Below are 26,029 nucleotides of genomic sequence, written 5' to 3'. Positions count from 1 at the left end.
ACCCCACAAGGTATAAGCGCGATCTATCGGTCCCATCCAGCATTCCGATTTCAAGCCTGTCATGGCAGCACATAGCTGAGGTCTATCCGCAACAGAGGACCTCCTTCATGAAACGTCGCTCCCTTCTTGCCGCCACGGCACTTGGCCTGCTTATCGGCACCGCAATACCGACCTTCGCCGAAGGCAACGGCGCGCAAGCGACAGCTTCCTATCTGCAAGCCGCCGACACCTACTCTTTCCCGCTCGGTGACATCGAGATTACGGCCCTGTCGGATGGGACTGTCCCGCAGGATCTGCACAAGCTGCTGACCGGAACGTCGCAATCCGAGGTCGATGGGCTTCTCGACCGCTCCTTCCTGGCCAATCCGGTCGAAGCGTCCATCAACGTCTATCTGCTGCGCACCGGCGATCGGCGCATTCTCGTCGACACCGGCTCCGGCTCGCTGTTCGGACCGGGCTTCGGCGGCAAGCTGCACGACAGTCTCGCCAGTATCGGCGTGAAGCCGGAGGACATCACCGATATCCTGATCACCCACGTCCATACGGATCACACCGGTGGTTTGGTCAAGGACGGGAAACCGGCTTTTGCCAATGCGACGGTGTATGTCGGCACGCCCGACATCGATTTCTTCCTCGACCCGGCCAACGCGCAAAGAACGGGTTATGACCGGCGTTACTTCGACGAGGCTGAAAAGACAGTCGGCGTTCTGGCGAAAGCCGGCAAGGTCAAAACCTTCGCTGACAATGAAACCATCCTGCCCGGCATCGTGGCGAACCTCCACCCCGGACACACTCCCGGTACAGCCTTCTTCACCGTATCGGACAAAGGACAGTCGATCGTCTTCGTTGGCGACATCGTCCATGTGGAATCGGTGCAGTTTCCCAAGCCGGCGATCACCATCGTCTACGACGTGAAGCCGGACCAGGCGGCGGCAGTGCGAAAAGAGGTGTTTCCCGATTTCGCCAAGACGCGCCAGCTCATAGCCGTGCCGCATCTGCAGTTCCCGGGGGTTGGTCATATCCGCGCCGAGGGAAATGGCTCCTACAGCTGGCACCCGGTCGAATACCGAAACCGGACCGGAGCAGCCGGACAATAGGCTGGGCCGGTCAATTCGACATCGACCGGCCTTGCGCCTTGGCGGTCAGGAAAACCTGCTCGCGCAACCAGCTATGGGCGGGATCCTCACTCATACGCTGATGCCAGAACGCTGACAGCTGGAACCGCGCAAGCTCCAGCGGTGGTTCGAACAGATCGAGCGACGACGTGAAACGCTCCAGGAAGCGGCGTGGCAAGGTGCAGATGCAATTGCTGTTCATCAGGACGAGCGTGGCCAGCGCATAGCTCTGCACCGATACCGTCACCCTGCGCTCGCGCCGCAAACCCGCAAGCGCCTCGTCGACCATTCCGGTGAAGTTGCCACCGTCCGCGGAAATCAAGAGATGGTCGAGCGAGCAGAATTCGTCGAGATCGAACGGCCGGTTTCCCCTCGGATGGCCGCGGCGTTGTGCCGTTACGAACTCCTCGTCGAACAGGGCACGGCCGATCAGGCCGTTGGCGACACATTCGGCGAGGCCAAGATAAAGATCGACCTCCCCCTCTTCCAGCGATGCCGCGATGCGCGGCTTGTCCGGCAGGACGAGCGCGACACGGAGGTTCGGCGCCACCGCATTGAGGTGCGGTATCAGGTCCGGGGCCAGGATCGCCGCGGGATTGTCGGTCGCCGTGATGCGAAAAACGCGCTGGCTTGTCGCCGGGTCAAACACCTGCGCGGCATTCGTGAAGTCGCGCAGCCGTTCAATCAGCTTGGTCAGCTCCGGCTGCAGCGCTGCCGCATGAGGCGTCGGCGTCATGCCGCGACCGGACGCTGCCGGCGTCAGCAGCGGATCGCCCAACACGTGCCGGAGCCGCGTCAGCCGCGCGGAAAGCGCCGGCTGTGTGATGCCAAGCCGCGCGGCCGCATGGGTGACGTTGCGATCACGCAGCAAGGCGTCGAGCGCCAGGAGCAGGCTGCCGTCGATTTCGAGCAGACGTTCGTGCAAGCAGATGCGCCTTCCTGAATGAAACGACCGGGTGAAGTCCGCGATCAGCGGTTGCGATCACATAGGCACGGACGGGCGGTGATTTAAGCCTGGAAACCGGCAAGTCCACGAAAGATTGTCTTGAGGCCTTGTTCTTTCGATGGCCTTCCCTAGATTGGCGCAACAACACCATTGGAGTTTCGCTGACATGTGACAGCCCCTCGCTGCCTTCACCGCTTCGGTTACGCAACGAGTGTCCCATGTCTGCATCCATTACGCTTGCCAGCCTTGGCTGGTCCACGCCTGACGGCACCTCCCTTTTTTCCGATATCAACCTGAGTTTCGGGCCTGAGCGCACAGGACTTGTCGGGCGCAACGGCACCGGCAAGACGACGTTGCTGCGCCTGATCACCGCAACACTTCCACCACGAGCGGGTACAGTCCGGATTCACGGCACGTTGGGTTGGATGCAGCAGGAAATTCAGGCGTGCCCCGGCAAAAACGTCGATGATCTGTTCGGCGTTTCATCCGCGCTGGCGGTCCTGGATCGTGCGGCTGCCGGAAAAGCCAGCACGGAAGAACTGGCAGACGCGGACTGGACGCTGCCGATGCGGATCGAGACAGCACTTCTGCGCTGCGGTCTGGAAATCGACCTGAAGACACCCCTCTCCACCTTGTCCGGAGGCCAGCGTACTCGTGCGAGCCTTGCCGCGCTGATCTTTCAGGAGCCGGATTTCCTGTTGCTGGACGAGCCCACCAACAATCTCGACCGCGCCGGACGACGGGCCGTGATCGATCTCCTCAAAGGCTGGCGGGCCGGTGCGATCGTGATCAGCCACGACCGCGAACTGCTTGAGGAGATGGACGCCATCGTTGAGCTCAGCACCCTCGGGGCAACCCGCTACGGTGGAAACTACAGCGCCTATCAGGCGCGCAAGGCCGAGGACCTTCAAGCCGCCGATCGCAAATTGGCGGATGCCGAAAAGCAGCTCACCGCGGCAAAACGCAATGCCCAGCAGGCGCTGGAGCGTAAAGCACGCAAGGATCGCGTGGGACTGAAGTCCCGCGCACGCGGGGACCAGCCGAAGATCATGCTCGACGCAGCAAAGGGACGATCGGAAGCTTCAGGCGGAGCAAACGCACGCTTGCGCGACCTGCGACGTGACAGAGCCCAGGACGCAGTGTCGTCGGCCAGGGCTCAGGCCGAAATCCTTCAGCCGATCCGGATGGATATCCCCTCGACGGGCCTGCCGCAGAACAGGCAGGTTCTCAGGCTGAATACGGTGACGGGAGGACACCATCCGGCACATCCGACAATCCGCGACCTGTCGCTGTCCATCACAGGCCCGGAGCGCGTTGCAATCACCGGGCCCAATGGCTGCGGGAAAAGCACTCTTCTTTCGTTGATCGTCGGCAAACTGGAGCCGCAACACGGCAGCATCGACCTCAACGTTTCTCATGCCTTTTTCGATCAGGGTGTCGAGTTGCTCGACCCAGGCGAGTCGCTGCGGGACAACTTCCTGCGCCTGAATCCCGACGCCAGCGAAAACGAATGCCGGGCAGCCCTGGCACGTTTCAGGTTCCGGGCCGATGACGCTCTCCAGGAAGTTCGTGCACTCAGCGGTGGCCAGAGACTGTGTGCCGGTCTCGCTTGCGTGCTGGGCCGCACCATGCCGCCACAACTCCTGCTTCTGGACGAACCGACCAATCATCTCGACCTGGACGCGACCGACGCCTTGGAGGCTGCTTTGCGGGCCTACGACGGAGCCATTCTGGTGGTCAGCCACGACGAAGTTTTTCTCGATAGCATCATCCTGGATCGGCGACTGGATCTCGGATCCAGTCAACAAGGCTGAACCGTGGTGGTCAGGCCCGCTGGCGGGCGACCTTGATCTGCGGCAGGTCGCGGGTCAACGCGCGAAAGCCGACGCCGTAGTACATGTTGCGGGCAGCAACGTGCGCCGGCGCGCCAAGACAGGCAACCAGCATGTGCCCGGCGCCGACGGCTTTTGCCCGATGCATGCCATGCAATTGCAGGGCAGTACCCAGTCCCCGCCGACGGAAATCCCCATGCGTTCCCACGGGTTCGAATTCAGCAGTCTGTGTCGCCGCGTCCAGCCAGATGATCGCGGTCGCCGCCAGTGTGCCGTCGGGCGCCTCGACCAACACGTGCAGATCAGCTCGATACGGCCAGGTCCCCTGCACGCGCGCGAAAGCTGCCTCGCTCAAGCTCGACGATTGCCAGGCATCGCGATGCGCCTTGACGGCATCAACCCGGGACACATCCTCGGCCGTCAGGAACCGGAAGCCTGCGGGCAGGACTGGCTCCGGCAGATCAGTCAGTTCACGCCTGTTGAATTGTACCCATGATCCATCATCGGCTCCTGCCTCTGTATCGAACACGTAGCCATGCCCGGGGACGATAGCCTGCGCGTTCGTGTCCGCTGACTGTATCGTCAGCAGCCGGTCGACGCCGTCGGCGACCATGTCATACCAGTCCAGGATTTCGTGCAGCAGCTCCGGCTGATCCGGATGTGTCTGCCAAATCAGATTGGCGGCCGTAGCCTGGCGAAAGGTCCCATCTCCGCGCGGAATCCGGTACGGAAGATGAACCCATCCCCACGCAGCCAGCTTGCCACCGACGAGCCACTGCCGCTGCCGCCAGAACGGGCCGAGGACGTCGAAATCCTTCCCCCAGACCCAGGCCAGTTCACCAACGGTTGCATCGGCGTTGAGCAATTCCGGCCGCAGGGCGGTCACCTGCTGGGCCAGACCCTGCATCAGCCGCAGGTCATTCACGCAAAGATTCTCCATGCCGGCAACGTGGCAAAGCCGAGCCAGCGTGTCGAGACATCGGCGGTCCGCATTGCCGGACAGATCGCTGCATCGTCCGGTCGCCGGATATACGTTGGTATAGACGACCGATGCCAAAGCATAACGATCCATCCGACCAAGATACTGGTGCCGGCCTCGCACAAGGCGTAAGCCGTCACCGTCGAGCGAAGGGGCTGCTGCCCTGCCGCGACCCTAGAGGAAGCTGGAACCATGCCTAGCGACAGTAGTCGAGAAAGCACGCCGCTGCGGCCGTCTGGTCGAGACTAGTTCCTGGTCTCGCCTTTGACGCCGTGGTGGCGCGTCAATGAGGTGAGACATGAAAATCATTACTTTTGCCCATCGCTGTCTGCGGGCACTCATCGGCCCGTGGGGCCGGCTTGCCCATCAGTCACACCCGGCGATCGAAACAGCCGTCCCGGTCATCCGCATGCCTCGGCAGGCGGTATCGAAGCCGATCGTGCGCTGGCGGATGAACCCTGTTTCGGGGCGGCTCGAATGCCGCTGGACCGTCACCGGAAATCAGTCCGCCGATGGCATCGAACCTTCGGGCTTCGAACGCCTCGGGGCCATTCTTTCGCTCCGGGAAAACGCGAGGTCATGGAATTAGCCAATGACGCCATCGCTATACATATCCGTCACGCGACGAAATCAGTCCGCCGCCGAGTAATCCGCGGCGGACTTCCCGCAACAGTTTCAACAGCCACCGTGATCGCTGGCTCCAACCAGCTTGCCTGCGCTCTCCCTGCGTGCGGTCGCTGTGCCACGCCCCGATCTCCCGGAACCACCAAGGACCAAGACCATGAACATGATGCTGAAGGGTGCGCCTCCGGCCGCCCGAAGAGAGGACAGGAAACTGTCCATGCGGGCGGTGCGCGAAGCGCAGAACGCCGTCGATACCACGCTCGCCAACTTCAAGGGGCGGCTCGACGGACTGACCGTCGCCGAGGCCTTTGAACGCCTGGCCAAGGACGGCCCCAACGAGGTCGCGCACGACAAGCGTCCTCATGCGATCGTCCAGTTCCTGCTGGCGTTCAAGAACCCCTTCATCCTGGTGTTGATGGTGCTGGCCGCCATCAGCGCCTTCACCGATATCTGGCTGCCGCTGCAGGCCGGCGAGGACGCCGATCCCACCAAGGTCTCCATCATCCTGCTCATGGTGGTGACGAGCGCGGTCATGCGCTTCGTCCAGGAGTATCGCTCCGGCAAGGCGGCCGAGGCTTTGAAGGCGATGGTTCGCACCACCGCCACCGTCCTGCGTCAGGTCAGCCCGAACACCAAACCTGATCTTATCGAAGTGCCGATGGCGCAGGTGGTGGCGGGCGATATCATCCGGCTTTCTGCCGGCGACATGGTCCCCGCCGATATCCGCCTCATTGAATCGCGCGATCTTTTCATCAGTCAGGCAGCGCTGACCGGCGAGGCCTTGCCTGTCGAAAAGTACGATACCCTGGGCGCTGTCGCGCAGAAATCCGCTGGCGCCGTCGCGCATGACCAGATGGATCTCCTCGACCTGCCCAACATCTGCTTCATGGGCACCAATGTGGTCAGCGGTACGGCAACCGCCATTGTGGTCGCCACCGGGCCGAGGACCTATTTCGGCTCGCTTGCCAAGGCCATCTCCGGCTCGCGTGCGCAAACTGCCTTTGATCGCGGCATCAACAGCGTGAGCTGGCTTCTCATCCGCTTCATGATGGTAATGGTGCCGATCGTCTTCCTCATCAATGGCATCATGAAGGGCGACTGGGTCGAGGCCCTGCTCTACGCGCTTGCGGTCGCTGTGGGCCTGACACCCGAAATGCTGCCGATGATCGTCTCCTCCAACCTCGCCAAGGGCGCCGTCGCGATGGCGCGACGCAAGGTCGTGGTGAAACGCCTGAACGCCATCCAGAACTTCGGGGCGATGGACGTGCTGTGCACCGACAAGACCGGCACGCTCACGCAGGACAAGATCATCCTGGAGCACCATGTCGACGTGCACGGCAGGAGCAACGAGGGCGTCCTGCTGCTCGCCTGGCTCAACAGCCATCACCAGAGCGGGGTCAAGAACCTGATGGATCAGGCGGTCATCCGGTTTGCCGAACATGTCCCGGGTATCGTTCAGACAAACTCAACCAACCGGAAGATCGATGAATTGCCGTTCGATTTCGTGCGCCGGAGATTGTCCGTCGTCGTCGAAAACGTCAGCGGCCAGCACCTGCTGATCTGCAAGGGTGCCGTGGAAGAGATGCTGGCGATCTCGACCGCGATCAAGGATGGCAAGGCTGTTCGTCCGCTTGGAGAAGCCGAGCGCAACGCCCTTGTCGACATGGCCCGCGCCTACAACCGTGACGGCTTCCGCGTGCTTGTCGTGGCAACACGCGAGATCACCAACGCCGCCCGCAAGACGCGCTACGAGGTTTCCGACGAGAACGACATGGTCGTCCAGGGCTTCCTCACGTTCCTCGATCCGCCCAAGGAGACCGCGGGCCCTGCGATCAAGGCGCTCGCCGAGCATGGCGTGACGGTGAAGGTCCTGACCGGCGACAACGAGGTGGTCACCGCCAAGATCTGCCGGGAGGTCGGTCTCGAGCCCGGCCAGCCGGTTCTCGGCCGCGAGATCGAGACGCTGGATGACGCGGCTCTCGGCCGCATCGTCGAGGAGCGGACGATTTTCGCCAAGCTGACGCCGCTGCAGAAGTCGCGTGTGCTGATGGCATTGCAGGCCAATGGGCACACCGTCGGCTTCCTCGGCGATGGCATCAACGATGCGCCCGCACTGCGCGACGCCGATGTCGGCATCTCTGTCGACAGCGGCACCGACATCGCCAAGGAATCCGCCGATATCATCCTGCTTGAGAAGAGCCTGATGGTGCTGGAGGAAGGTGTCGTCAAAGGTCGTGAGACGTTCGGCAATATCATGAAGTACCTGAACATGACGGCGAGTTCGAACTTCGGCAACGTGTTCTCGGTACTGGTGGCAAGCGCCTTCATTCCGTTCCTGCCGATGCTCGCCATTCATCTGCTCATCCAGAACCTGATGTACGACATCTCGCAGTTGTCGCTGCCCTGGGACCGGATGGACAAGGAATTCCTCAAGAAGCCGCGAAAGTGGGACGCAAGGAACATCGGCCGTTTCATGCTCTGGATCGGACCGACCTCTTCGATCTTCGACATCACCACTTTCGCCGTGATGTGGCATGTCTTCGGCGCCAACAAGCCGGAACTGCAGTCGCTGTTCCAGTCCGGCTGGTTCATCGAGGGCCTGCTGTCGCAAACGCTGGTGGTGCACATGCTGCGCACCCAGAAGATCCCGTTCATCCAGAGCACGGCCGCCCTGCCCGTGATGCTGATGACCGGACTGGTCTGCGTGCTCGGCATCTACATTCCGTTCTCGCCGCTGGGCGCGATGGTCGGGCTGCAGCCGCTGCCATGGGAGTACTTCCCCTGGCTCGCCGGAACGCTGCTCAGCTACTGCATTGTCGCGCAGACAATGAAGACGATCTACATCCGCCGCTTCGGCCAGTGGTTCTGATCCTGACAAAAGGTTCGGGCGGCCGGTCCGCCCGAACCTGATCTCCACACCGAAAAGTCGATTGCTGCAGGCGCCCGCCCGTTTGCGGGCGCATCGCGGAGGTTCCCATGCGGACTGGAAAAGTGCACTCCGGCTCGAGCTGGCTCCTCGAACTTGCCAACCGCCATCTGTGCTGGGCATTCGCGGCAACCGGTGCCGCGCTCTTTGTGATCACTGTGCGCCTTGCACGCGGCGGCCTGCTCACACGCGCACAATCTGTGTATCTGATGCGCAACGCGATGCATCTTCATGGTCTTGCCATTCGCATGTTGCGGCGGCAACGCTGATCATCGATGGATCACCGTCATCTGCGTGCAAACAGGGCCCTGTATGCGCGCGAGGACAATTGAGACAACGCCATGAAATTCCTGCAGACGTTTGACTTCTATCCTTTCCTGGACACCGTCGTGGCACTTGCCGCGGCCTTCGTGCTTGGAACGCTGATCGGCGCGGAACGCCAGTATCGCCAGCGGACGGCGGGTTTGCGCACCAATGTTCTCGTCGCGGTTGGCGCTGCGGCCTTCGTCGACCTCGCCCAGCGGATCGCCGGCACGACGGAAGCCGTGCGCGTCATTTCCTATGTCGTTTCGGGCATCGGCTTTCTCGGCGCCGGCGTGATCATGAAGGAAGGCATGAATGTGCGCGGCCTCAACACGGCTGCAACGTTGTGGTGCTCGGCCGCGGTTGGCGCCTGCGCCGGGACCGACATGATCGCAGAAGCGGCCCTGCTCACCGTTTTCGTGCTTGCTGGCAACACGCTGCTGAGGCCGCTCGTAAACATGATCAACCGCATCCCCATCGATGACCGAGCCACAGAGGCGACCTACGAAGTCAGCATCCTCTCCAGCCGCGACGCCATGCCGGACATGCGTGACCTCCTGGTCGAACGCCTGGAACAGGCGAACTATCCGGTCAGCGACGTCGAAATTGTCGATCGTGGTGACGATACGGTCGAGATCGTGGCCACTCTTGTCTCCACGGCCGTCAATCCGCATGAGATCGAGGAGGTGACCTCCTATCTCGCCAAACAGGCCGGCGTCTCCAACGCAAGCTGGGACGGCAGCACCAAGGACTGAGGGCCTCGCCTTCTGTGCTCCGCTATTTGCTCTGGCACGGCTTGCATAATGCGGGTTTTGACGGACTATCGCAGCGATGGAAAATAGACGGGGGACCCAGATGCGGCGCAACCAGTTGCTCGTCGCGGCAGCGCTTCTGGTGGCGATCGCGGCCATCTTCGTCGCGGACACCGTGACCGACTATGCGATCGCAGCCGCGGTTTTCTACACGGCCGTCATCCTTTTTGCGACCCGCGTTCTGCCTGCGCGCAGTGTCGTTGTGCTGGCCTGCGTCTGTATCGCGCTGACGCTGTTGAGTGTCGCCCTCACCCATTCCGGTGCCTATGAGGTGGGCGTCGTCAACACCGCCATCAGCATCGTGGCCATCGGCGTGACCACATATCTGTCGCTGAAGCTCGTGAACGCCGAAGCAGCCGCCCATGAGAGCCGCGAACGATTGCTGCGCATGGCACGCGTCACCAGCCTTGGCGAATTGACCGCCTCCATTGCCCATGAGGTCAACCAGCCGCTGGCGGCGGTCGTCACAAGCGCCGGCGCTTGCAAGCGCTGGCTGGCTCAGGATCCACCCAACATCGAAAGCGCCCGCCGAACCGTGGACAGGATTGTCGAGGAGGCAAACCGAGCGAGCGCGGTAATCACGCGCGTGCGTGGGCTGGCAAGCAACAAAGCGTCGGAGAAAACCCCCTTCGACCTCAATGGGCTTGTCCGCGAGATTGTCGGCCTCGCGCATGACCAGATCGACCGCCACGACATCGCGCTCAGGCTCTACCTTCCGGAGAACCTGCCGATGGTGCTGGCCGACCGCGTCCAGATCGGGCAAGTGGTCGGGAATCTGGTGCTCAATGCCGTCGAGGCAATTGCGGCCTCTTCAAGCCAGACCGGGGAGCTGGAGATCACCACCGAAAGCGACAGCCACGACAGGATCCGTTTCTCGGTGGCCGATACCGGCATCGGGCTGCGCGCCGGCGAAGCGGAACATCTCTTCGACGCCTTCTGGACAACGAAGAAGGATGGCATCGGACTGGGGCTGACCATCAGCCGCTCGATCATCGAAGCCAATGGCGGTCGCATCTGGGCAGAACCGAATGAAGGAGGTGGCGCCGTGCTTTTGTTCAGCCTGCCGGTTGCCGGAGGTCCGAAGCAATGAATGGCCATACGTCCGGACATCTTGATGAGGAACCGATCGTCTACATCCTCGATGACGACCGCTCGGTCCGTGAATCGCTTGAGGATTTGCTTGCCTCCGTCGCGCTTCGCGCCCGGTCCTTCGGCTCCGTGCAGGACTTCTTGAACACCGATCTGGCTGAGGCACCGAGTTGCCTGGTGCTCGACGTCCGCATGCCGGGTCAGAGCGGCATGGATTTTCTCTCCCATATGACCGGCCTGGGCCTGCATTTGCCGACAATCATGATCACAGGCCATGGCGACATTGCCATGGGCGTCAGGGCGATGAAGGATGGCGCGATCGAGTTCCTGACCAAGCCGTTTCGTGACCAGGATCTGCTGGATGCCATTCAGCGCGGCATCGAGATCGACAAGATCAGGCGTCTCAAGGATGTGACCGAAGCCGAACTGCAGCAGCGCTGGAAAACCCTGTCTCCGGGAGAACAGGATGTGGCCCGGCTGGTCGTCCAGGGACTGCTCAACAAACAGATCGCAGCGGAACTGAAAGTCAGCGAAATCACCGTCAAGGTGCGTCGCAGCCACCTGATGCGGAAAATGGGGACACGGACGCTCGCCGATCTGGTGCGGATGTTCGACCGTATCCACGCAACCTGACGACACCGCCGGCTGGAAGGCCTGGTGCGTCACGCTGGCTCGGCGATGAAACGCGCGCGATACTCGGTCGGGCTTATGCCCATCTGCCTGCGAAAATGATGCCGCAGCGTATGGGCGCTGCCAAAGCCGACGGTTTCCGCGATGGCATCCATGTTCAGGCGCTGCTGACAGAGAAGCTGCTTGGCCCAGGCGACGCGTTCTTCCGTCAGCCACTCGCCGGGTGACGTTCCGGTCGCCTCTGTAAAACGGCGCAGGAAGGTCCTCAGGCTCATCGAACATTCCAAGGCCATCTCCTCGACCGTCCAGCGCAACTGCAGACTGGCCCGCAACCTGTCGAGCAGCGGTGCGATCTCCGCGCTTTTGCGTTGCGGCACGGGGCGCTCCAGGAATTGCGCCTGCCCACCGGCGCGGTGTGCCGGCATCACCAGCCGCCGCGCGACCGAGTTCGCAGCAGCCGCACCGAAATCCCGCCGCACGATCTCGATCATGAGGTCGATGCCTGCGGCACTGCCCGCGGAGGTGAAGATGCGGCCGTGATCGCGATAAAGCGAGGTGTCATCGACTTCGATTTCCGGATAGCGGCGGCGAAGCTCACCCGCATAACGCCAATGCGTGGTTGCCGTACCGCCATCGAGGAGACCGGTCGCTGCCAGCACAAAGGCTCCTGAACAGATCGAAGCCAGACGCGCACCGCGGGCATGTGCGTCGCGAAGTCTTCGGCAAAGTTGCTCGGGAACCGGAGCCTCGGCGCCTCTCCAGCCAGGCACGACGATGATGTCGGCCTGCTCGATCAAGTCTGGTGCAGCATCGGCCACCAGGGTGAAACCGCCATGAGCACGCAATGGCCCGTCGTCGACCGGGCAACTGGCGAAGCGATACCATCCAGGCCCCATCTCCGGCCGTGCGAGGCCGAAAATCTCCGCGATGATCCCGAACTCGAATGTGCACAGGCCATCGTAGAGCAGCGCAACGACGAGTGGGCCCGAAGTAAGGGAGGCCTTTGGCATGATCTTTACGTATATTGTCATTCACGCCAATTGCAAGGTGATCTCCTGGCACGGGATAAACAGCCATCGCAACAGGAGATCGCCATGCCCACCGCCGTGACAGCAACCAGGCCTGCCGCCAGCGACCGTGCCAGGGAACACTTTGCCAGCGAGTTCGAGTTCGAAACCGATTGCTGGGATGTTCACGAGGCAATGAGCCAGGGCGCGGATTTCGTGCTGCTCGATGTCCGCAGCCCTGCCCTCTACGCCAAAGGCCATGTGCCGGGCGCGATCAACCTGCCACATCGCAAGATCATCGCTTCCAAGATGCAGCAATGGAGCGAAGACACCATCTTCGTCACCTATTGCGCTGGTCCGCATTGCAATGGCGCCGCTCGCGGTGCGCTTCGCCTCGCGGATCTCGACAGGCCGGTCAAGATCATGACTGGCGGACTTGTCGGATGGCTGGACGAAGGTTTCGAAGTAACGACGGTAGAATGATCGCCCGTGACGCCTTCATCAGGCGCTCGACGCAGCGACAAAAACCGCCAGTTGAGCCTCGAAAGCACGCTTGTAGGCCGGACGGGCTTTGCTGCGGGCGACATAGCCGGCAAGGTTCGGATGTTCCTCCACCAGACCTGTTCCATCAAGCCTGCGCAGCACCGTCACCATGATCAGATCGCCTGCGCTGAATTCTCCATCCAGCCAGTCGGCGTCACCAAGCCGTCTCGATAGCTCGCCGAGCCGTATTCTGACACGGTCTTCAAGCATGGGCAGAAGTTCGCCGAGCCAGGGCTTGTCGCCCGCCATATAGGGTGCTTGTTCGAACTCGACGATCGGCGGTTCCATCGTGTTGAGTGCCGCAAACATCCATGTGATCGCGCGGGCCCAGGCATTGGGCTCGTTCGGCAACAGACCAGAACGACGCTGCGCAAGGTGAAGGATGATAGACCCGCTCTCGAACAGGGTAAGATCACCCTCTTCATAGGTCGGGATTTGCCCGAAAGGCTGGAGTGCCAGATGTGCCGGCTGCTTCATCTGCTTGAAAGAAACGAGCCGAACGTCATAAGGCTGCCCCACTTCTTCGAAGGCCCAGCGCAAGCGCATGTCGCGTGCGTGCCCCTGCCCCTCATCAGGTGACATGGCGAACGCCGTAATGGTTGGAATCATTGGAGCTCTTCTCGCGGCGGTTGTTCGTGGTTCGTCCCAAGGACGAACCAACAGCCCTGCTTCCGACAGCTCGCTCCGGTTTTGTTATGATGCGTTTCGATGAAGGCCGACTTTGCGTCTGGCCTTCATCACCGGGTCAAGACGCACAGACCTGGCGCTCCTCCAAGGTCCGCCGCAGGTTGAAGACAACCTGCTAGTTCCGCGTTCCCAGCGCCAGACGAGCCGCCAGTCCGGTAAAGACCGTCGCCAGGAGATATTGGGGAAGCTTGGGAAATCTGCGAAAGCCGAAAAGGGAGCGCTGAATCCTGCTGCCGAGCATCACCACGGCGCCATTCACGAAAAAACCTATGCCGTTCAGCACCGTGGCCAGCACCACCATCTGCAAAAGCAGCGAACCGTGAGCCGGATTCACGAATTGCGGAAACAGCGCCAGCACAAACAATGCCACTTTCGGATTGAGCAGATTGGTAAGCAGCCCTTCCGTGAATATCCGCCTGTCGGAAATTTTCCGGAGCGCAGTGGAAGGCGCAAAGGCAGACCCCTCGCTGCGCAATGTCTTGTAGGCCAGATACAGAAGATAGGCGCAGCCAGCCCAGCGCACGATTTCATAGGCGACAGGCACGGCCACGAACAGCTGCGACAGCCCAAGGCCCGCCGCCAACGCATGACAATAAGTACCAGCTGCAATTCCGGCATAGGTGAGAAAGCCAGCCGAGCGCCCCTGGCTGATACTTCGGGAGGCAATCAGCAGCATGTCAGGGCCAGGCGTCGCAGTCAGCACAAGCGCCGCGCCCGCAAACAGAATGAGAATCGAGAAATCCGGCATGATCAGTTCCTTTTTGGACGTGAGCCGGAATTCTTCTTTAGCAAGTCACCTCGGCCTGGCAAATGGTTTTGATGGTCGCCAGGCAAAGTCGCGGAAGCTTTTGTGCGTTCCCAGCGTGTTACGGTCTACGATATCGGGAAAGACTATTGACGCAGAGGCAAACTTATTTCAGCGATGCCCGCTGGTATTTTTCAGCGGTCGGAGCTAGGAAAGCAGCCATGGCTGACCAGGTGATGGAAAAGGTGCGGACACCACGCGGTGCCGAACGCCTGCGCATCGACAAGTTCACGGCCAGACGCGTGGAACTGGCCGAGGCAGCGCTCGAGACTCTGGCTGAACTTGGCTATGCACGCACCAGCCTGCGCGAGATCGCTCAGAAGTCTGACTTCACGCACGGCGTACTGCACTATTACTTCACCGACAAGGTCGATCTGATCAGTTGCTGCGTTCGCCACTACAAGGCCAAATGCGTCACCCGCTACGATCAGGTCACGGCCACCGCCAAGACACGCGAAGCCCTGCTCGAAGGTTTCCTGCTCAAGCTGGCGGAGACGCTGCGGGAAGAATCCGGCATGCACCGGCTATGGTACGACCTGCGCGCGCAAGCGCTGTTCGAGGACGTCTTCCGTGAGGACGTCACCGAGATCGACCAGAGCCTCGAAGACATGGTGTGGCGGGTCGCCTCGCGTTATGCCGAACTCGGCGGCAAGGAGCCGGTGGTTTCGCCTGCCGCGCTTTATGCCGTTTTCGACGGACTGTTCCAGAAATATCTCCTGAAACATCTGTCAAATGACGAACAGGCTATCCCGGACCTGCTCGTCGAAGTCCGCCGCCTGCTGCCGATGGTGGCTTGAACTGGCGGCATGCCTCCGGCCTGCAACGGAGGCAGGCTTGGATGACCTACTGCAATCCCACCCGATCCACTTCGCCGCGCGGGCAACCGGCATTGTCGGTCGGTGCCGAAGCCAACATCAGATCCTTCAACGAGCTGTTCGGCCCGATCGGCCCTGCAAGGCCCAGCGTCAGTTCGCCGATCATGCGCCGGCCCCGATCATCAGAGCAGGCCACGCGCACACGATCACCGGTGCCTTTGCCGAAAGCGCTGTCGAAGGCATCGCGGATCTGGTTGGCCGTCAGCTCTTCGCCGATATTCTTCTCGAACAACGCGCGCACCGGTGACGCATTGACCTGCCGCATCAGCGCCAGTGCGTCGGCAAAATAGGCCTGTTGGTCCTTGCCATAGCAGCTGCCGTGCTTGATCCATTCATGCCGGTCCAGCTGCGAAGCGGTCCCCGGCATCACCTTGTCGAGTTCGGCGCGTGTCGCTTTGTCGAGATTGACTGCCGGCAGGTCCCGCCAGTTGCCTTTGTCACTGGCACGATCAGCCGAACTTACCCCGCAGTAGAAATTGCCGTTCGGCTGCGGCCACAGGCCATGAAGGGTGAAGTTCGTCGCCGCGAAGCTCGCATCCGTCATGGTACGGCATTCCGTCTTCCTCGATTTGGTCTCGCAGAAGGCCGGCTGCCAGGAGATCGCGAAGACGTATTCAGGCTTGCCGGCAGCCGCCTTCTTCTGCGGTGCGACCGGCTCCACGGGAGCTGCGGGAGCAGTTGGCGCGCCAGTGGCACCCGCAAGGTGACCACAACTCACCTTGACCCAGCGCCGCTCCGGATCAGCCCCAGGCACGCGGATCATATAGTGCGTCGGCTCGTTCTTGTTTCCAGCGATGAGGTCATAGCTCTGCCCGGCTTCGGTGCCGACGTTGCCGGGGTTATTGCCATTCTTGATCGACTGGGTCGCCGGACAGGCTGCGTCCGCCACGAAGGTGCCGTCGAGTTTCGTTTCCGCCTGAGCCACCCCCATCATGACGACAACGCCGAGCATCGCTCCAAGACCAGGCCAAGTCCGCATGCACAAATCCCTCTCGTTAAGTATTGCGCATCTGCCCGACCGACATGTCAGAATTGCGATGCATGTGCTGCCGCTCTTTCCCCAGCGGTATCATGATGGCTGATTGACGCTAAACGGCTGCGGGCGCAAACAAAAGGCTGACGACGTCATGAGCGCGGATTCAACCGCGCCGAGGGGAGGAGAAGACGATGCCGTTCAGCGACCAGCGCGCCCTTGCTTCACCCACCGGCGCATCGCTCAACCTTTATGCGCGCAGTGCTGAAGGCAAGGCACGGGGTGTTGTGCAGATCAGCCACGGTCTCGCCGAACACGCCGCACGTTATGCTGGCTTCGCCGATTTCCTCGCTGCCCGCGGCTATCACACCTATGCGCACGACCATCGTGGCCACGGTTACACCACCACCCCCGATGCTCCACTCGGCAAGTTCGGCGATCCGAACGGCGGCGACAAGGTCGTTGCCGATGTGCTTGCCGTTCACGATCACATCGCAGCGGAACATGTGGGGCTCCCGGTCATCGCTTTTGGTCATTCGATGGGCGGGCTGGTCGCACTCAACTTCGTCCAGAAGCATTCGACGCGCATACAAGGCGCCGCGATCTGGAACGCCAATTTCACCGCCGGTATCAGCGGCCGCGCAGCGCTCGCCATCCTGGCCTGGGAAAGGTTCCGGCTGGGTTCCGACGTGCCATCGCGCTTGTTGCCTCGGCTCACCTTCCAGGCCTGGGGTAAGGCCGTGCCAGAACATCGCACATTGTTCGACTGGCTTTCGCGCGACCCGGCCGAAGTCGACAAATATGTTGCCGATCCTTTGTGTGGCTGGGACGCCTCGGTATCGCTGTGGCGCGACCTGTTCGGCTTCATCTTCAACGGCGCCGACGACAGCCGCTTTGCAGGCATAGCCAGGAGCCTGCCCGTCAATCTCGCCGGAGGTGAAAAGGACCCGGCAACCGGCGGAGGCAAGGCAGTCGAACAACTCGCCGGCCGAATGCGCGGGATGGGCTTTTCGAATCTCGTTTCAAAGGTTTACGCCGAAACGCGGCATGAAAGCCTGAACGAGGTGAATCGAAACATCATCATGGAAGACTTCGTCACCTGGGCGGACAAGGTCACGGTTTCGCACTGAGTTCCTGTCAATTGCTGCGCTGGTCCATCGCAAGAACCGTGACACGAAGCGCACGTATTGCTAGAGCCAGCGCGACCAAACAAACCTGCGGTGTTTCATGGCCAATTCTCCCCTGAACGGCGTGCGTGTCATCGAACTCGCCCGCATCCTCGCCGGCCCCTGGGCGGGACAGATGCTGGCCGATCTCGGTGCAGATGTCATCAAGGTGGAGAGTCCCGAGGGTGACGACACTCGAAAATGGGGTCCGCCCTTCGTCAAAGGCAAGAATGGCGAGAACCTTTCCGCTGCCTACTATCATGCCTGCAACCGCGGCAAACGCTCCATCGCCGTCGACTTCTCGACGCCGGAGGGAGCCGAGACGGTGCGCAAGCTGGTCGCCAAGGCCGATGTGCTGATCGAGAACTTCAAGCTGGGCGGCCTGAAGAAATACGGTCTCGACTATGAGAGCCTGAAGGCGATCAACCCCAGGCTGGTCTATTGCTCGATCACCGGCTTCGGCCAATCGGGGCCATATGCTCCACGCGCCGGATACGACTTCATCGTCCAAGGCATGTCCGGTCTGATGTCCATCACCGGCGCCCCCGACGGCGAGCCGCAGAAAGTCGGCGTCGCCGTCACCGACATATTCACCGGGCTCTATTCGGTCATCGCTATCCAGGCCGCATTGCGTCACGCTGAAGCGACCGGCCAAGGCCAGCATGTCGACATGGCGCTGTTCGATTCGCAGATCTCGGTGCTCGCCAACCAGAACCTCAATTTCCTGGTGTCCGGCACGCCACCCCAGCGCATGGGCAATGCCCATCCCAACATCGCGCCCTATGAGGTGCTGCCGGTTTCAGATGGCCACTTCATCCTTGCGGTCGGCAACGACAGCCAGTTTGCGAAGTTCTGCGCCGTGGCCGGACTGGATGGCCTGCCCGGCGATGCCGATTTCGCCACAAACGCCGCGCGCGTGGCCAACCGCGTCAGGCTGCGCGAATACATGCTGGCCGCACTCGCCAGGTTCACGCGCGACGACCTGCTGGCCAAGCTGGAAGCCACCGGCGTGCCGGCAAGTCCGATCAACGACATCGGCCAGATGTTCGAGGATCCGCAGGCGATCGCCCGCGGCATGCGGCTGGACCTTGACGATGGCCACGGCAACAGCCTGCCATCCGTACGCGCACCGATGGTGATGCCGGTCACGCCGCTCGTCTATGATCGCCCCTCGCCACGCCTGGGCGAACACACCGCTGAAATCCTTGCCGAACTGGAGTGACTGGACCGATGAAGACCGGTGGTAAGCTGATCGTCGAGGCGCTGGAAGCCAACGGCGTCGACCGCATTTTCTGCGTTCCTGGCGAGAGCTACCTCGCCGTGCTCGACGCGCTTTATGACTCCCCGATCCGCACCATCGTCTGCCGCCAGGAAGGTGGCGCAGCGATGATGGCAGACTGCCAGGGCAGACTGACCGGCAAGCCCGGCATCTGCTTCGTCACACGCGGGCCCGGCGCCACCAACGCGTCGGCCGGCGTGCACATCGCCATGCAAGATTCCATTCCGATGATCCTGTTCATCGGCCAGATCGCCGGGCATGCGCGGGAGCGCGAAGCCTTCCAGGAGGTGAATTACAAACGCTTCTTCGGCGACATCGCCAAATGGGTCGTCGAGATCGACCGCGCCGAACGCATCCCCGAACTGGTCACGCGAGCCTTTGCCGTCGCGACTTCAGGGCGGCCCGGCCCGGTCGTCATCTCCCTGCCGGAAGACATGCTGGTCAGCGAGGTCGAAGCGCCGAAAGCCCTGCCGTTCACGCCTGTCCAAACCTATCCGGGCGCGGCTGAACTGGACGCGCTTGAAATGTTGCTCGGCACCGCCAAGCGCCCCTTCGTCATTCTCGGCGGCACCCGCTGGAGCCCGGACGCCGTTGCCGACATGAAGACCATCGCCGAAAACTGGGCGCTACCGGTCGGTTGCTCGTTTCGCCGCCAGATGCTGTTCGACCACCTTCACCCAAGCTATGCAGGCGATGTCGGCATCGGCATCAATCCCAAGCTCGGCAACGCGATCAAGGAAGCCGACGTCGTGCTGCTGATCGGCGGTCGCATGGGCGAAATGCCCTCCTCGGATTACACCATCCTGAAAAGCCCCTACCCCGATCAGGCGCTGGTGCATGTGCATGCAGACGCCAACGAGCTCGGCCGTGTCTATCGCCCGACACTGGCCATCAATGCGTCGCCGGCGGCTTTCGTCGAAGCGTTCGCCAGGCGCCGGCCCAAGGCCGCACCTGCATGGGCGGCGGAGACTGCCAAGCTGCACGACGCCTACCTCGCATGGTCGACGACACCGAAGACAGGCCCGGGTGCCGTGCACATGGGCCCGATCATGGACTATCTCGAAAGCGTGCTTCCCGAGGACGCCATCCTGACCAATGGCGCGGGCAATTACGCCACCTGGGTGCATCGTTTCCATCGTTTCCGCCGTTTCGGCACACAGGCCGCCCCCACCTCCGGTTCGATGGGTTACGGCCTGCCGGCAGCGGTCTCAGCCAAGAGCGTGTTTCCGGAACGGGAAGTCATCTGCTTCGCGGGTGACGGCTGCTTCATGATGCATGGGCAGGAATTCGCCACCGCCGTGCAGTACGACCTGCCGATCATCACGGTGGTGGTGAACAATGGCATCTACGGCACCATCCGCATGCATCAGGAACGCGAATATCCCGGCCGCGTCGAAGGCACCGATCTCAGGAATCCGGATTTCGCAGCACTCGCCCGCGCTTATGGCGGCCATGGCGAGACGGTGGTGAAAACGGAGGAATTTGCCTCTGCATTCGAACGCGCACGCGCCAGCGGCAAGCCGTCCATCATCGAGGTGAAGCTCGACCCCGAAGCTATCACGCCAGCCAGGACGCTGACCGACATCCGCGAACAGCGCTAAGCCTTCTCGAAAAATGAAAGGGGCGTTTCCCGCCCCTTTCGAACTTCTCACAATACAGCGTGCTATTTTATCGCCTTGTCGGTGATCGAGGTTGTGTAGGCGCCCTCAGGCTGCTTGGCGATGATCTTCTGGTCGAGCAGCGCCTTTGCGGTGCGCTCGTAAGCTTCCGGGATCAGCTTGCCATCGGCATTGTCGATGAGCTTGGCCACTTCCTTCATCATGAACTTCTGGTGGTTTTCGTCCTGACCGCCATTTTCCACGACGATGTCGGCGGCTTCGTCGGTGTTTTCCGTCGCGTATTTCCAGCCCTTCATCGAAGCGCGCACGAAACGCACCATCTTGTCCTCGAAGGCAGCATCCTTCAGCTTGTCCTCGAGCGCATAGAGCCCGTCTTCAAGCAGGTCGTTGCCCATCGCGGTATAGTTGAAGACGATGAGGTCCTCCGGCTTGTAGCCGGCGTCGAGAACCTGTCCGTATTCGTTGTAGGTCATGACCGAGATGCAGTCGGCCTGCTTCTGGATCAACGGCTGCACGTCGAAGCTCTGCTTCAGCACCGTCACGCCGTCCGGGCCGCCTTCCGTCTTCAGGCCGATCTTGTTCATCCAGGCATAGAACGGATATTCGTTGCCGAAGAACCAGACACCCAGCGTGCGTCCCTTGAAATCGGCTTCGGTCTTGATCGGCCCGTTCTTCGGGCAGACCAGTTCCATGCCGGCCTTCTTGAAGGGCTGCGCGATGTTGACCAGCCCGACGCCTTTCTCGCGGGCAGCCAGCGCGCCGCCCATCCAGTCGACGATGACGTCGGCGCCACCGCCGGCGATCACCTGCTCCGGCGCGATATCCGGGCCGCCCGGCTTGATTTCGACATCGAGCCCTTCTTCCTTGTAGAAGCCCTTGTCCTTGGCGACATAGTAGCCAGCGAACTGCGCCTGCGTGACCCATTTGAGCTGCAGCGTCACCTTGTCTTCGGCCATCGCCTGGAAGGCGATCAGCGACATGCCGGCCGCCAGCATCGAAATAATCGTTCTTTTCATGTTCTTACCCTCTGAAGTTGAACCCAAACCCTTCTTATTCTTCTCCGCCTAACCTCCCCGGACAGACGGATGCCAGAACGTGGCTGCTCGTTCGATGAGCGCGACCACGCCATAGAAAACCGAACCCGCGAGCGCTGCAACTGCGATTTCGGCCCAGACCATGTCGACATTCATTCTGCCGACCTCGGTCGATATCCTGAAACCCATGCCGACCACCGGCGTACCGAAGAACTCGGCGACGATGGCACCAATCAGCGCCAGCGTGGAGTTGATCTTCAGCGCATTGAAGATGAAAGGCGCTGCCGCCGGCAGCCTGAGCTTGCAAAGTGTCTGCCAGTAATTCGAGGCATAGGTGCGCATCAGGTCGCGCTCCATGTGCCCAGAGGCCGCAAGCCCGGCTACCGTGTTCACCAGCATCGGAAAGAAGGTCATGATGACGACCACGGCCGCCTTCGAGTGCCAGTCGAAACCGAACCACATCACCATGATCGGCGCCACGCCGATGATCGGCAGCGCGGAGACCATGTTGCCGATCGGGATCAGCCCGCGCCGCAGGAAAACGAAGCGGTCGGCGAGAATGGCCGCGATGAAGCCGCTGGCGCAGCCCAGTGCATAGCCGATCAGCACGGAGCGGAAGATCGTCTGGTTCACGTCAGCCCATAAGACCGGCAACGAATTGACGATGCGCGCACCGACTGCACTTGGCGGCGGCAGCAGGATGAACGGAATGCCGGCGCCGCGCGTGATTGCTTCCCACAGGATCAGGATCCAGATGCCGAACAGGGCTGGAACGGCGAGCTTCAATGCCGTCGACAACCAGCGTTGCGACGACTTGATTGATGACAGCACTGCCACGCAACGCCAGCCAAGCAACCAGGTGGCGGCGAGCAAAAGGTAGTACGGCGCGCGCGCCGTACCTTCGAAACCGGTTATGCCGTGCAGCAGCATGAGGGCGGCGACCGTCGAGCCTGCGAACAGGATCAATGCCTGCAGCGCCGGGGCAAACGCAAGCATGGACAGCACCCCAGCGAGAACGACGATGCCATACATCGGGCCTTTGGTGCCCATGTAGGGATAACCGATCGTCGCTGTCGGCTGCGCATTGGCAGCCACTTCCGGCGCACTCATGGCGCCGAGTGCCAACGCCACGAGGCACAGCGCAACCGCGAGCATGGCTTGCCAGGATGGTTTCAACGCGCTCATGCCGGCCTCCCGCCCATGGCGCGATCGACCAGACGCCCGGCCAGCCCCACCAGAGCGACCAGAAGCGCGGCCACCACGGAGCCTGCCACCAGCGCCGACCAGATGTCGATGGTCTGGCTGTAATAGGCGCCGGCGAGCAGCTTGGCGCCTATGCCCGCAACCGCCCCTGTCGGCAATTCGCCGACGATGGCGCCGACGAGGCTCGCCGCCACAGCCACCTTCATCGAGGCGAACAGGAATGGCACGGAGGCCGGCACGCGCAGCTTCCAGAAGGTCTGCGAACGGCTGGCATTGTAGGTGTGCATGAGGTCGAGATGCATGAGTTCGGGCGAACGCAGGCCCTTCACCATGCCGACGGCGACCGGGAAGAACGAAAGATAGGTCGAGATCAGCGCCTTCGGGATCAGGCCGGTGATGCCGACGGCCGCCAGAACCACGATCACCATCGGCGCGATCGCCAGGATCGGGATGGTCTGCGAGGCAATGATCCACGGCATCAGGCTGCGGTCGAGCGTCGTAACATGCACGATGCCGACGGCGATCGCGATCCCAAGTGCCGTGCCGAAGGCGAAACCGAGCAGCGTCGAGGAGAGCGTCACCCAGGCATGGTAGACGAGGCTGCGGTTGCTGGTGATCTTCCGCGCAAACGTGTTCTCGAAGAAATTCTGCGCCACCTGATGCGGCGCCGGCAGCGTCGGCTTGGGTTGCGACAGCGTCTTGCCGATGAATTCCATCGTGCCCGGCGCGACATTGTTGCGGCTGTCCATGTCACGTTGGAACGGCGCGTTCATCCACACCGCACCGGCATACCAGATGGCGACAATGATCAGCAGGATCGTGCTGACCGGGATGATCTTGGAGCGAAATGTATCCATGCCCGGTCAGTCCTCGTAGGAATGACCGGCGCGCAGCCCGTCGCGGACCCGCGCTGCAATGGCCAGGAACTCCGGCGTCTCGCGAATGTCCAATGGGCGCTCGCGGGGCAGCGTCGACTCGATCACATCGGTGACGCGGCCAGGGCGCGGTGACATCACCACGATGCGGGTCGAGAGATAGACTGCCTCCGGGATGGAATGGGTGACGAAGCAGATGGTCTTGTTGGTGGCAGCCCACAACTGCAGCAATTGCTCGTTGAGATGATCGCGCACGATCTCGTCCAGCGCGCCGAACGGCTCGTCCATCAGGAGCAGATCGGCGTCGAAAGCGAGCGCGCGCGCGATCGAGGCGCGTTGCTGCATGCCGCCCGACAATTGCCAGGGATACTTCTTCTCGAACCCGGCCAGATTGACCAGTTCCATCGTGCGCTTGATGCGTTCGGCTTGCTCAGCCTTGGGCAGGCCGATGACTTCCAGCGGCAAGGCGACGTTGCGTTCGATGGTTCGCCACGGAAACAGCGCGGCCGCCTGGAACACATAACCATAGGCCCGCTTTTCGCGGGCCTGTTCAGGGGTCATGCCATTGACGGTGATCGAGCCGGAGGTCGGTTTTTCCAGATCGGCGATGACGCGCAGGAAAGTCGTCTTGCCGCAACCAGAAGGTCCGATGAAGGAGACGAATTCGCCCTTTCCGATGGTGAGATCGACATTGGAAAGCGCCTGGACCGGTCCATCGTTGGTCTGGAAGGTAAGGCCGAGTTTGCTTGCCGCGACGACGGCTGGCTTTACGGCAGTCATTTGCACTGTGACACTTCCCCCATGACGAAGCCGCTATCATCGGTCACGATAAGCTTCTTTTTGTTTTTCGGGCTTGGTTTGAGAACGAAATCCGCCGGCGCCTTGCCCTCTTCGCCTTCGGCCTCGCATTCGGTCTTCAAAAGCAGGGAGCCATCGCTGTTCGCTTTGGTTTCCTTGATGGTGCAGGCGCTGGCGGCCGTCACCAGATCGGTCCTGGTGACCAGCAGCATATCCTCGGCATAGACCTGCTGCCCATTCCTGTTGATGCAGCCCGATTTGTTGCCATAGGGTTTCGCAAGATCGATGCCGGCTCCGAGAGCCGGCGCCGCCACGAGCACGGCTGCAGCCACGAAGAAAAGCCGCCGCAAGCTCACACCCCCGTCGCTGGAATGCCGGTGCGCTCCACCTTGCGCGGCGAAGTGATCTCCTTCCAGGTCGACAGCGCCCGATTGGCCGCGCCGTTGGGTTCCCGTGCAACGAATTCGCCGTGGCCGGCTCTGGTCTTCACCTCGGCTTCCTGGATGGTGAGTTCGCCGCGCGAGAAGACGAAGCGCGGCAGGCCCGTCACCTCGTAGCCCTCGAACACATTATAGTCGATCACCGACTGCTGGCTCTTCGATGAGATCGTCTTCTTGCGTTTCGGATCCCACACAACGATGTCTGCATCCGCGCCTTCAACGATGGCGCCCTTCCTGGGATACATGTTGAGGATCTTGGCGATGTTGGTGGACGTCACCGCCACGAACTCGTTCATGGTCAGCCGGCCCGTGTTCACGCCCGCCGTCCACAGCACCGGCATGCGGTCTTCGAGACCACCGGTTCCGTTCGGGATCTTGGTGAAGTCGCCGACACCGAAACGCTTCTGCTTGCTGGTGAAGGCACAATGGTCGGTCGCCACCACCTGCAGCGAGCCTGCCTGCAGGCCGGCCCACAGCGAATCCTGGTGCAGCCTGTTGCGGAAGGGCGGGCTCATGACGCGACGTGCGGCATGGTCCCAATCCTTGTTGAAATATTCGGTTTCGTCGAGCACAAGGTGCTGGATCAACGGCTCGCCATAGACGCGCATGCCCTTCTGGCGCGCACGCCGGATCGCTTCATGCGCCTGTTCGCAAGAGGTGTGCACGACATACAGCGGCACGCCGGCCATGTCGGCGATCATGATGGCGCGATTGGTGGCCTCGCCTTCGACCTCCGGCGGACGTGAATAGGCGTGCGCCTCCGGCCCGTTGTTGCCCGCCGCCAGCAGTTTTTGCGAAAGTGCTGCAACCACATCGCCGTTTTCGGCATGCACCAGCGGCAGTGCTCCAAGTTCGGCGCAACGCTGGAACGACGCATACATCTCGTCGTCGTCGACCATCAGCGCGCCCTTGTAGGCCATGAAGTGCTTGAACGAGGTGATGCCCTTGTCGACGACAGTCTTCATTTCGTTGAAGACCTGCTCGCCCCACCACGTGACGGCCATGTGGAACGAGAAATCGCAAGCGGCCTTCGAAGTCTTGTTGTCCCACATCTGCAGCGCCTCGAGCAGAGACTGCTGCGGCGCAGGCAGACAGAAATCGACCACCATGGTGGTGCCGCCAGACAAGGCGGCACGCGTGCCGCTTTCGAAGTCGTCGGCCGAATAGGTGCCCATGAACGGCATTTCGAGATGGGTGTGCGGGTCGATGCCGCCCGGCATGACATAGCATCCGGTGGCATCGAACTCGTGGTCACCATGCAGGTTCTGGCCGATCGCCACGATCTTGCCGTGCTGGATCAGCACATCGGCCTTCCACGTCCGATCGGCCGTGACGACGGTGCCGTTCCTGATCACTCTGGTCATGTTCAGTTCCCTCGTTTCGTTCGCGCTTCTTGTGAGCTGCGTTCGGTAAGTGATTCAGATCAGGCGGCTTTGGACAATAAGTGCATCGATCTTGGCCGGAGATCG

At 61.7% G+C, this 26,029-nt stretch carries 25 protein-coding genes; 13 read left to right on the top strand and 12 right to left on the bottom strand.

Features of this window, described 5'->3' with window-relative positions; all coding sequences use genetic code 11:
* Positions 1 to 107 precede the first annotated feature (107 nt).
* Entirely contained in the window at positions 108 to 1,097 is a 990-nt protein-coding gene (locus ACFJIU_RS05490) for an MBL fold metallo-hydrolase (RefSeq protein ID WP_379068443.1), read from the top strand.
* Positions 1,098 to 1,107: 10 nt separating this feature from the next.
* On the opposite strand, the gene ACFJIU_RS05485 is transcribed toward ACFJIU_RS05490, so the two are convergent.
* Positions 1,108 to 2,040 carry a LysR family transcriptional regulator gene (locus ACFJIU_RS05485; RefSeq protein ID WP_379068441.1) on the bottom strand — a complete coding sequence of 311 codons (933 nt, stop codon included), beginning with the start codon at positions 2,038 to 2,040 and terminating at the stop codon, positions 1,108 to 1,110.
* Positions 2,041 to 2,279: 239 nt separating this feature from the next.
* Between ACFJIU_RS05485 and ACFJIU_RS05480 the strand changes: the two genes are divergently transcribed.
* The gene (locus tag ACFJIU_RS05480; protein ID WP_379072971.1) at positions 2,280 to 3,875 is read left to right on the top strand and encodes an ABC-F family ATP-binding cassette domain-containing protein; all 1,596 of its coding nucleotides are present in this window, start codon (positions 2,280 to 2,282) and stop codon (positions 3,873 to 3,875) included.
* Between the two features lie 10 nt (positions 3,876 to 3,885).
* Here the strand turns inward: ACFJIU_RS05480 and ACFJIU_RS05475 are convergent, their stop codons facing one another.
* Positions 3,886 to 4,950 carry a GNAT family N-acetyltransferase gene (locus ACFJIU_RS05475; RefSeq protein ID WP_379068439.1) on the bottom strand — a complete coding sequence of 355 codons (1,065 nt, stop codon included), beginning with the start codon at positions 4,948 to 4,950 and terminating at the stop codon, positions 3,886 to 3,888.
* A 220-nt stretch (positions 4,951 to 5,170) separates the two neighbouring features.
* On the opposite strand from ACFJIU_RS05475, the gene ACFJIU_RS05470 reads away from it, so the two are divergent.
* From ACFJIU_RS05470 to ACFJIU_RS05445, 6 genes are all read left to right on the top strand, one after another.
* Positions 5,171 to 5,461, top strand: a complete 291-nt coding sequence (locus ACFJIU_RS05470; RefSeq protein WP_379068437.1) for a hypothetical protein — start codon at positions 5,171 to 5,173, stop codon at positions 5,459 to 5,461.
* 192 nt (positions 5,462 to 5,653) lie between these two features.
* Positions 5,654 to 8,365: a magnesium-translocating P-type ATPase gene (gene mgtA, locus ACFJIU_RS05465; RefSeq protein ID WP_379068435.1), complete on the top strand. Its 2,712-nt coding sequence runs from the start codon at positions 5,654 to 5,656 to the stop codon at positions 8,363 to 8,365.
* Positions 8,366 to 8,472: 107 nt separating this feature from the next.
* Positions 8,473 to 8,691 carry a hypothetical protein gene (locus tag ACFJIU_RS05460; RefSeq protein ID WP_379068433.1) on the top strand — a complete coding sequence of 73 codons (219 nt, stop codon included), beginning with the start codon at positions 8,473 to 8,475 and terminating at the stop codon, positions 8,689 to 8,691.
* Between the two features lie 72 nt (positions 8,692 to 8,763).
* The gene (locus tag ACFJIU_RS05455; RefSeq protein WP_379068430.1) at positions 8,764 to 9,480 is read left to right on the top strand and encodes an MgtC/SapB family protein; all 717 of its coding nucleotides are present in this window, start codon (positions 8,764 to 8,766) and stop codon (positions 9,478 to 9,480) included.
* 100 nt (positions 9,481 to 9,580) lie between these two features.
* Entirely contained in the window at positions 9,581 to 10,627 is a 1,047-nt protein-coding gene (locus ACFJIU_RS05450) for a sensor histidine kinase (protein WP_379068427.1), read from the top strand.
* Positions 10,624 to 11,259: a response regulator transcription factor gene (locus ACFJIU_RS05445; protein WP_379068424.1), complete on the top strand. Its 636-nt coding sequence runs from the start codon at positions 10,624 to 10,626 to the stop codon at positions 11,257 to 11,259. Before ACFJIU_RS05450 ends, ACFJIU_RS05445 begins: the two co-directional genes overlap by 4 nt.
* A 29-nt stretch (positions 11,260 to 11,288) precedes the next feature.
* Here the strand turns inward: ACFJIU_RS05445 and ftrA are convergent, their stop codons facing one another.
* Positions 11,289 to 12,266 carry a transcriptional regulator FtrA gene (gene ftrA, locus ACFJIU_RS05440; RefSeq protein ID WP_379068421.1) on the bottom strand — a complete coding sequence of 326 codons (978 nt, stop codon included), beginning with the start codon at positions 12,264 to 12,266 and terminating at the stop codon, positions 11,289 to 11,291.
* An 84-nt stretch (positions 12,267 to 12,350) separates the two neighbouring features.
* Between ftrA and ACFJIU_RS05435 the strand changes: the two genes are divergently transcribed.
* Positions 12,351 to 12,746, top strand: a complete 396-nt coding sequence (locus ACFJIU_RS05435; protein ID WP_379068418.1) for a rhodanese-like domain-containing protein — start codon at positions 12,351 to 12,353, stop codon at positions 12,744 to 12,746.
* Between the two features lie 18 nt (positions 12,747 to 12,764).
* On the opposite strand, the gene ACFJIU_RS05430 is transcribed toward ACFJIU_RS05435, so the two are convergent.
* Positions 12,765 to 13,415, bottom strand: coding sequence for a glutathione S-transferase family protein (locus tag ACFJIU_RS05430; RefSeq protein ID WP_379068415.1), 651 nt, complete (start codon positions 13,413 to 13,415; stop codon positions 12,765 to 12,767).
* 193 nt (positions 13,416 to 13,608) lie between these two features.
* A complete protein-coding gene (locus tag ACFJIU_RS05425) occupies positions 13,609 to 14,241 on the bottom strand; it encodes a LysE family translocator (RefSeq protein WP_379068412.1) in 633 nt (210 codons plus the stop codon).
* Between the two features lie 218 nt (positions 14,242 to 14,459).
* Here ACFJIU_RS05425 and ACFJIU_RS05420 point away from each other — a divergent pair, with 218 nt between their 5' ends.
* A complete protein-coding gene (locus tag ACFJIU_RS05420) occupies positions 14,460 to 15,095 on the top strand; it encodes a TetR/AcrR family transcriptional regulator (protein ID WP_379068409.1) in 636 nt (211 codons plus the stop codon).
* Between the two features lie 46 nt (positions 15,096 to 15,141).
* Here the strand turns inward: ACFJIU_RS05420 and ACFJIU_RS05415 are convergent, their stop codons facing one another.
* Positions 15,142 to 16,152 carry a ribonuclease gene (locus tag ACFJIU_RS05415; protein WP_379068406.1) on the bottom strand — a complete coding sequence of 337 codons (1,011 nt, stop codon included), beginning with the start codon at positions 16,150 to 16,152 and terminating at the stop codon, positions 15,142 to 15,144.
* Between the two features lie 188 nt (positions 16,153 to 16,340).
* On the opposite strand from ACFJIU_RS05415, the gene ACFJIU_RS05410 reads away from it, so the two are divergent.
* From ACFJIU_RS05410 to ACFJIU_RS05400, 3 genes are all read left to right on the top strand, one after another.
* On the top strand, positions 16,341 to 17,276 hold the full coding sequence (locus ACFJIU_RS05410; protein ID WP_379068403.1) for an alpha/beta fold hydrolase: 936 nt from the start codon (positions 16,341 to 16,343) through the stop codon (positions 17,274 to 17,276).
* Positions 17,277 to 17,373: 97 nt separating this feature from the next.
* The gene (locus ACFJIU_RS05405; RefSeq protein ID WP_379068400.1) at positions 17,374 to 18,534 is read left to right on the top strand and encodes a CaiB/BaiF CoA transferase family protein; all 1,161 of its coding nucleotides are present in this window, start codon (positions 17,374 to 17,376) and stop codon (positions 18,532 to 18,534) included.
* An 8-nt stretch (positions 18,535 to 18,542) separates the two neighbouring features.
* The gene (locus ACFJIU_RS05400; RefSeq protein ID WP_379068397.1) at positions 18,543 to 20,192 is read left to right on the top strand and encodes a thiamine pyrophosphate-binding protein; all 1,650 of its coding nucleotides are present in this window, start codon (positions 18,543 to 18,545) and stop codon (positions 20,190 to 20,192) included.
* Positions 20,193 to 20,254: 62 nt separating this feature from the next.
* Here ACFJIU_RS05400 and ACFJIU_RS05395 read toward each other — a convergent pair whose 3' ends face one another.
* The 6 genes from ACFJIU_RS05395 to hydA are packed head-to-tail and all read right to left on the bottom strand — an operon-like array spanning position 20,255 to position 25,924.
* Positions 20,255 to 21,226 carry an ABC transporter substrate-binding protein gene (locus ACFJIU_RS05395; protein WP_379068394.1) on the bottom strand — a complete coding sequence of 324 codons (972 nt, stop codon included), beginning with the start codon at positions 21,224 to 21,226 and terminating at the stop codon, positions 20,255 to 20,257.
* Positions 21,227 to 21,274: 48 nt separating this feature from the next.
* Complete coding sequence (locus tag ACFJIU_RS05390) at positions 21,275 to 22,429, bottom strand: ABC transporter permease (protein WP_379068391.1); 1,155 nt, start codon at positions 22,427 to 22,429, stop codon at positions 21,275 to 21,277.
* Positions 22,426 to 23,304 (bottom strand): ABC transporter permease, encoded by an 879-nt coding sequence (locus ACFJIU_RS05385; protein WP_379068389.1) that lies wholly within the window; start codon positions 23,302 to 23,304, stop codon positions 22,426 to 22,428. The genes ACFJIU_RS05390 and ACFJIU_RS05385 overlap by 4 nt, the downstream gene beginning before the upstream one ends.
* Positions 23,305 to 23,310: 6 nt before the next feature.
* Entirely contained in the window at positions 23,311 to 24,102 is a 792-nt protein-coding gene (locus ACFJIU_RS05380) for an ABC transporter ATP-binding protein (RefSeq protein WP_379068386.1), read from the bottom strand.
* Positions 24,099 to 24,476, bottom strand: a complete 378-nt coding sequence (locus ACFJIU_RS05375) for a hypothetical protein (protein WP_379068383.1) — start codon at positions 24,474 to 24,476, stop codon at positions 24,099 to 24,101. Before ACFJIU_RS05375 ends, ACFJIU_RS05380 begins: the two co-directional genes overlap by 4 nt.
* Entirely contained in the window at positions 24,473 to 25,924 is a 1,452-nt protein-coding gene (gene hydA, locus ACFJIU_RS05370; RefSeq protein ID WP_379068380.1) for a dihydropyrimidinase, read from the bottom strand. Before hydA ends, ACFJIU_RS05375 begins: the two co-directional genes overlap by 4 nt.
* Positions 25,925 to 26,029: the final 105 nt, after the last annotated feature.

Source organism: Mesorhizobium sp. UC74_2 (assembly GCF_042701485.1).
Classification (GTDB): domain Bacteria; phylum Pseudomonadota; class Alphaproteobacteria; order Rhizobiales; family Rhizobiaceae; genus Mesorhizobium.
The sequence above is the reverse complement of the archived record's forward strand: the minus strand, read 5'-3'. Positions and strand labels throughout refer to the sequence as shown.

Bases quoted from the DNA above. Each gene is read 5' to 3' on its own strand.
- ACFJIU_RS05490 (WP_379068443.1), top strand. From the start codon at position 108: ATGAAACGTCGCTCCCTTCTTGCCGCCACGGCACTTGGCCTGCTTATC.
- ACFJIU_RS05480 (WP_379072971.1), top strand. From the start codon at position 2,280: ATGTCTGCATCCATTACGCTTGCCAGCCTTGGCTGGTCCACGCCTGAC.
- ACFJIU_RS05470 (WP_379068437.1), top strand. From the start codon at position 5,171: ATGAAAATCATTACTTTTGCCCATCGCTGTCTGCGGGCACTCATCGGC.
- mgtA (WP_379068435.1), top strand. From the start codon at position 5,654: ATGAACATGATGCTGAAGGGTGCGCCTCCGGCCGCCCGAAGAGAGGAC.
- ACFJIU_RS05460 (WP_379068433.1), top strand. From the start codon at position 8,473: ATGCGGACTGGAAAAGTGCACTCCGGCTCGAGCTGGCTCCTCGAACTT.
- ACFJIU_RS05455 (WP_379068430.1), top strand. From the start codon at position 8,764: ATGAAATTCCTGCAGACGTTTGACTTCTATCCTTTCCTGGACACCGTC.
- ACFJIU_RS05450 (WP_379068427.1), top strand. From the start codon at position 9,581: ATGCGGCGCAACCAGTTGCTCGTCGCGGCAGCGCTTCTGGTGGCGATC.
- ACFJIU_RS05445 (WP_379068424.1), top strand. From the start codon at position 10,624: ATGAATGGCCATACGTCCGGACATCTTGATGAGGAACCGATCGTCTAC.
- ftrA (WP_379068421.1), bottom strand. From the start codon at position 12,266: ATGCCAAAGGCCTCCCTTACTTCGGGCCCACTCGTCGTTGCGCTGCTC.
- ACFJIU_RS05435 (WP_379068418.1), top strand. From the start codon at position 12,351: ATGCCCACCGCCGTGACAGCAACCAGGCCTGCCGCCAGCGACCGTGCC.
- ACFJIU_RS05430 (WP_379068415.1), bottom strand. From the start codon at position 13,415: ATGATTCCAACCATTACGGCGTTCGCCATGTCACCTGATGAGGGGCAG.
- ACFJIU_RS05425 (WP_379068412.1), bottom strand. From the start codon at position 14,241: ATGCCGGATTTCTCGATTCTCATTCTGTTTGCGGGCGCGGCGCTTGTG.
- ACFJIU_RS05420 (WP_379068409.1), top strand. From the start codon at position 14,460: ATGGCTGACCAGGTGATGGAAAAGGTGCGGACACCACGCGGTGCCGAA.
- ACFJIU_RS05415 (WP_379068406.1), bottom strand. From the start codon at position 16,152: ATGCGGACTTGGCCTGGTCTTGGAGCGATGCTCGGCGTTGTCGTCATG.
- ACFJIU_RS05410 (WP_379068403.1), top strand. From the start codon at position 16,341: ATGCCGTTCAGCGACCAGCGCGCCCTTGCTTCACCCACCGGCGCATCG.
- ACFJIU_RS05405 (WP_379068400.1), top strand. From the start codon at position 17,374: ATGGCCAATTCTCCCCTGAACGGCGTGCGTGTCATCGAACTCGCCCGC.
- ACFJIU_RS05400 (WP_379068397.1), top strand. From the start codon at position 18,543: ATGAAGACCGGTGGTAAGCTGATCGTCGAGGCGCTGGAAGCCAACGGC.
- ACFJIU_RS05395 (WP_379068394.1), bottom strand. From the start codon at position 21,226: ATGAAAAGAACGATTATTTCGATGCTGGCGGCCGGCATGTCGCTGATC.
- ACFJIU_RS05390 (WP_379068391.1), bottom strand. From the start codon at position 22,429: ATGAGCGCGTTGAAACCATCCTGGCAAGCCATGCTCGCGGTTGCGCTG.
- ACFJIU_RS05385 (WP_379068389.1), bottom strand. From the start codon at position 23,304: ATGGATACATTTCGCTCCAAGATCATCCCGGTCAGCACGATCCTGCTG.
- ACFJIU_RS05380 (WP_379068386.1), bottom strand. From the start codon at position 24,102: ATGACTGCCGTAAAGCCAGCCGTCGTCGCGGCAAGCAAACTCGGCCTT.
- hydA (WP_379068380.1), bottom strand. From the start codon at position 25,924: ATGACCAGAGTGATCAGGAACGGCACCGTCGTCACGGCCGATCGGACG.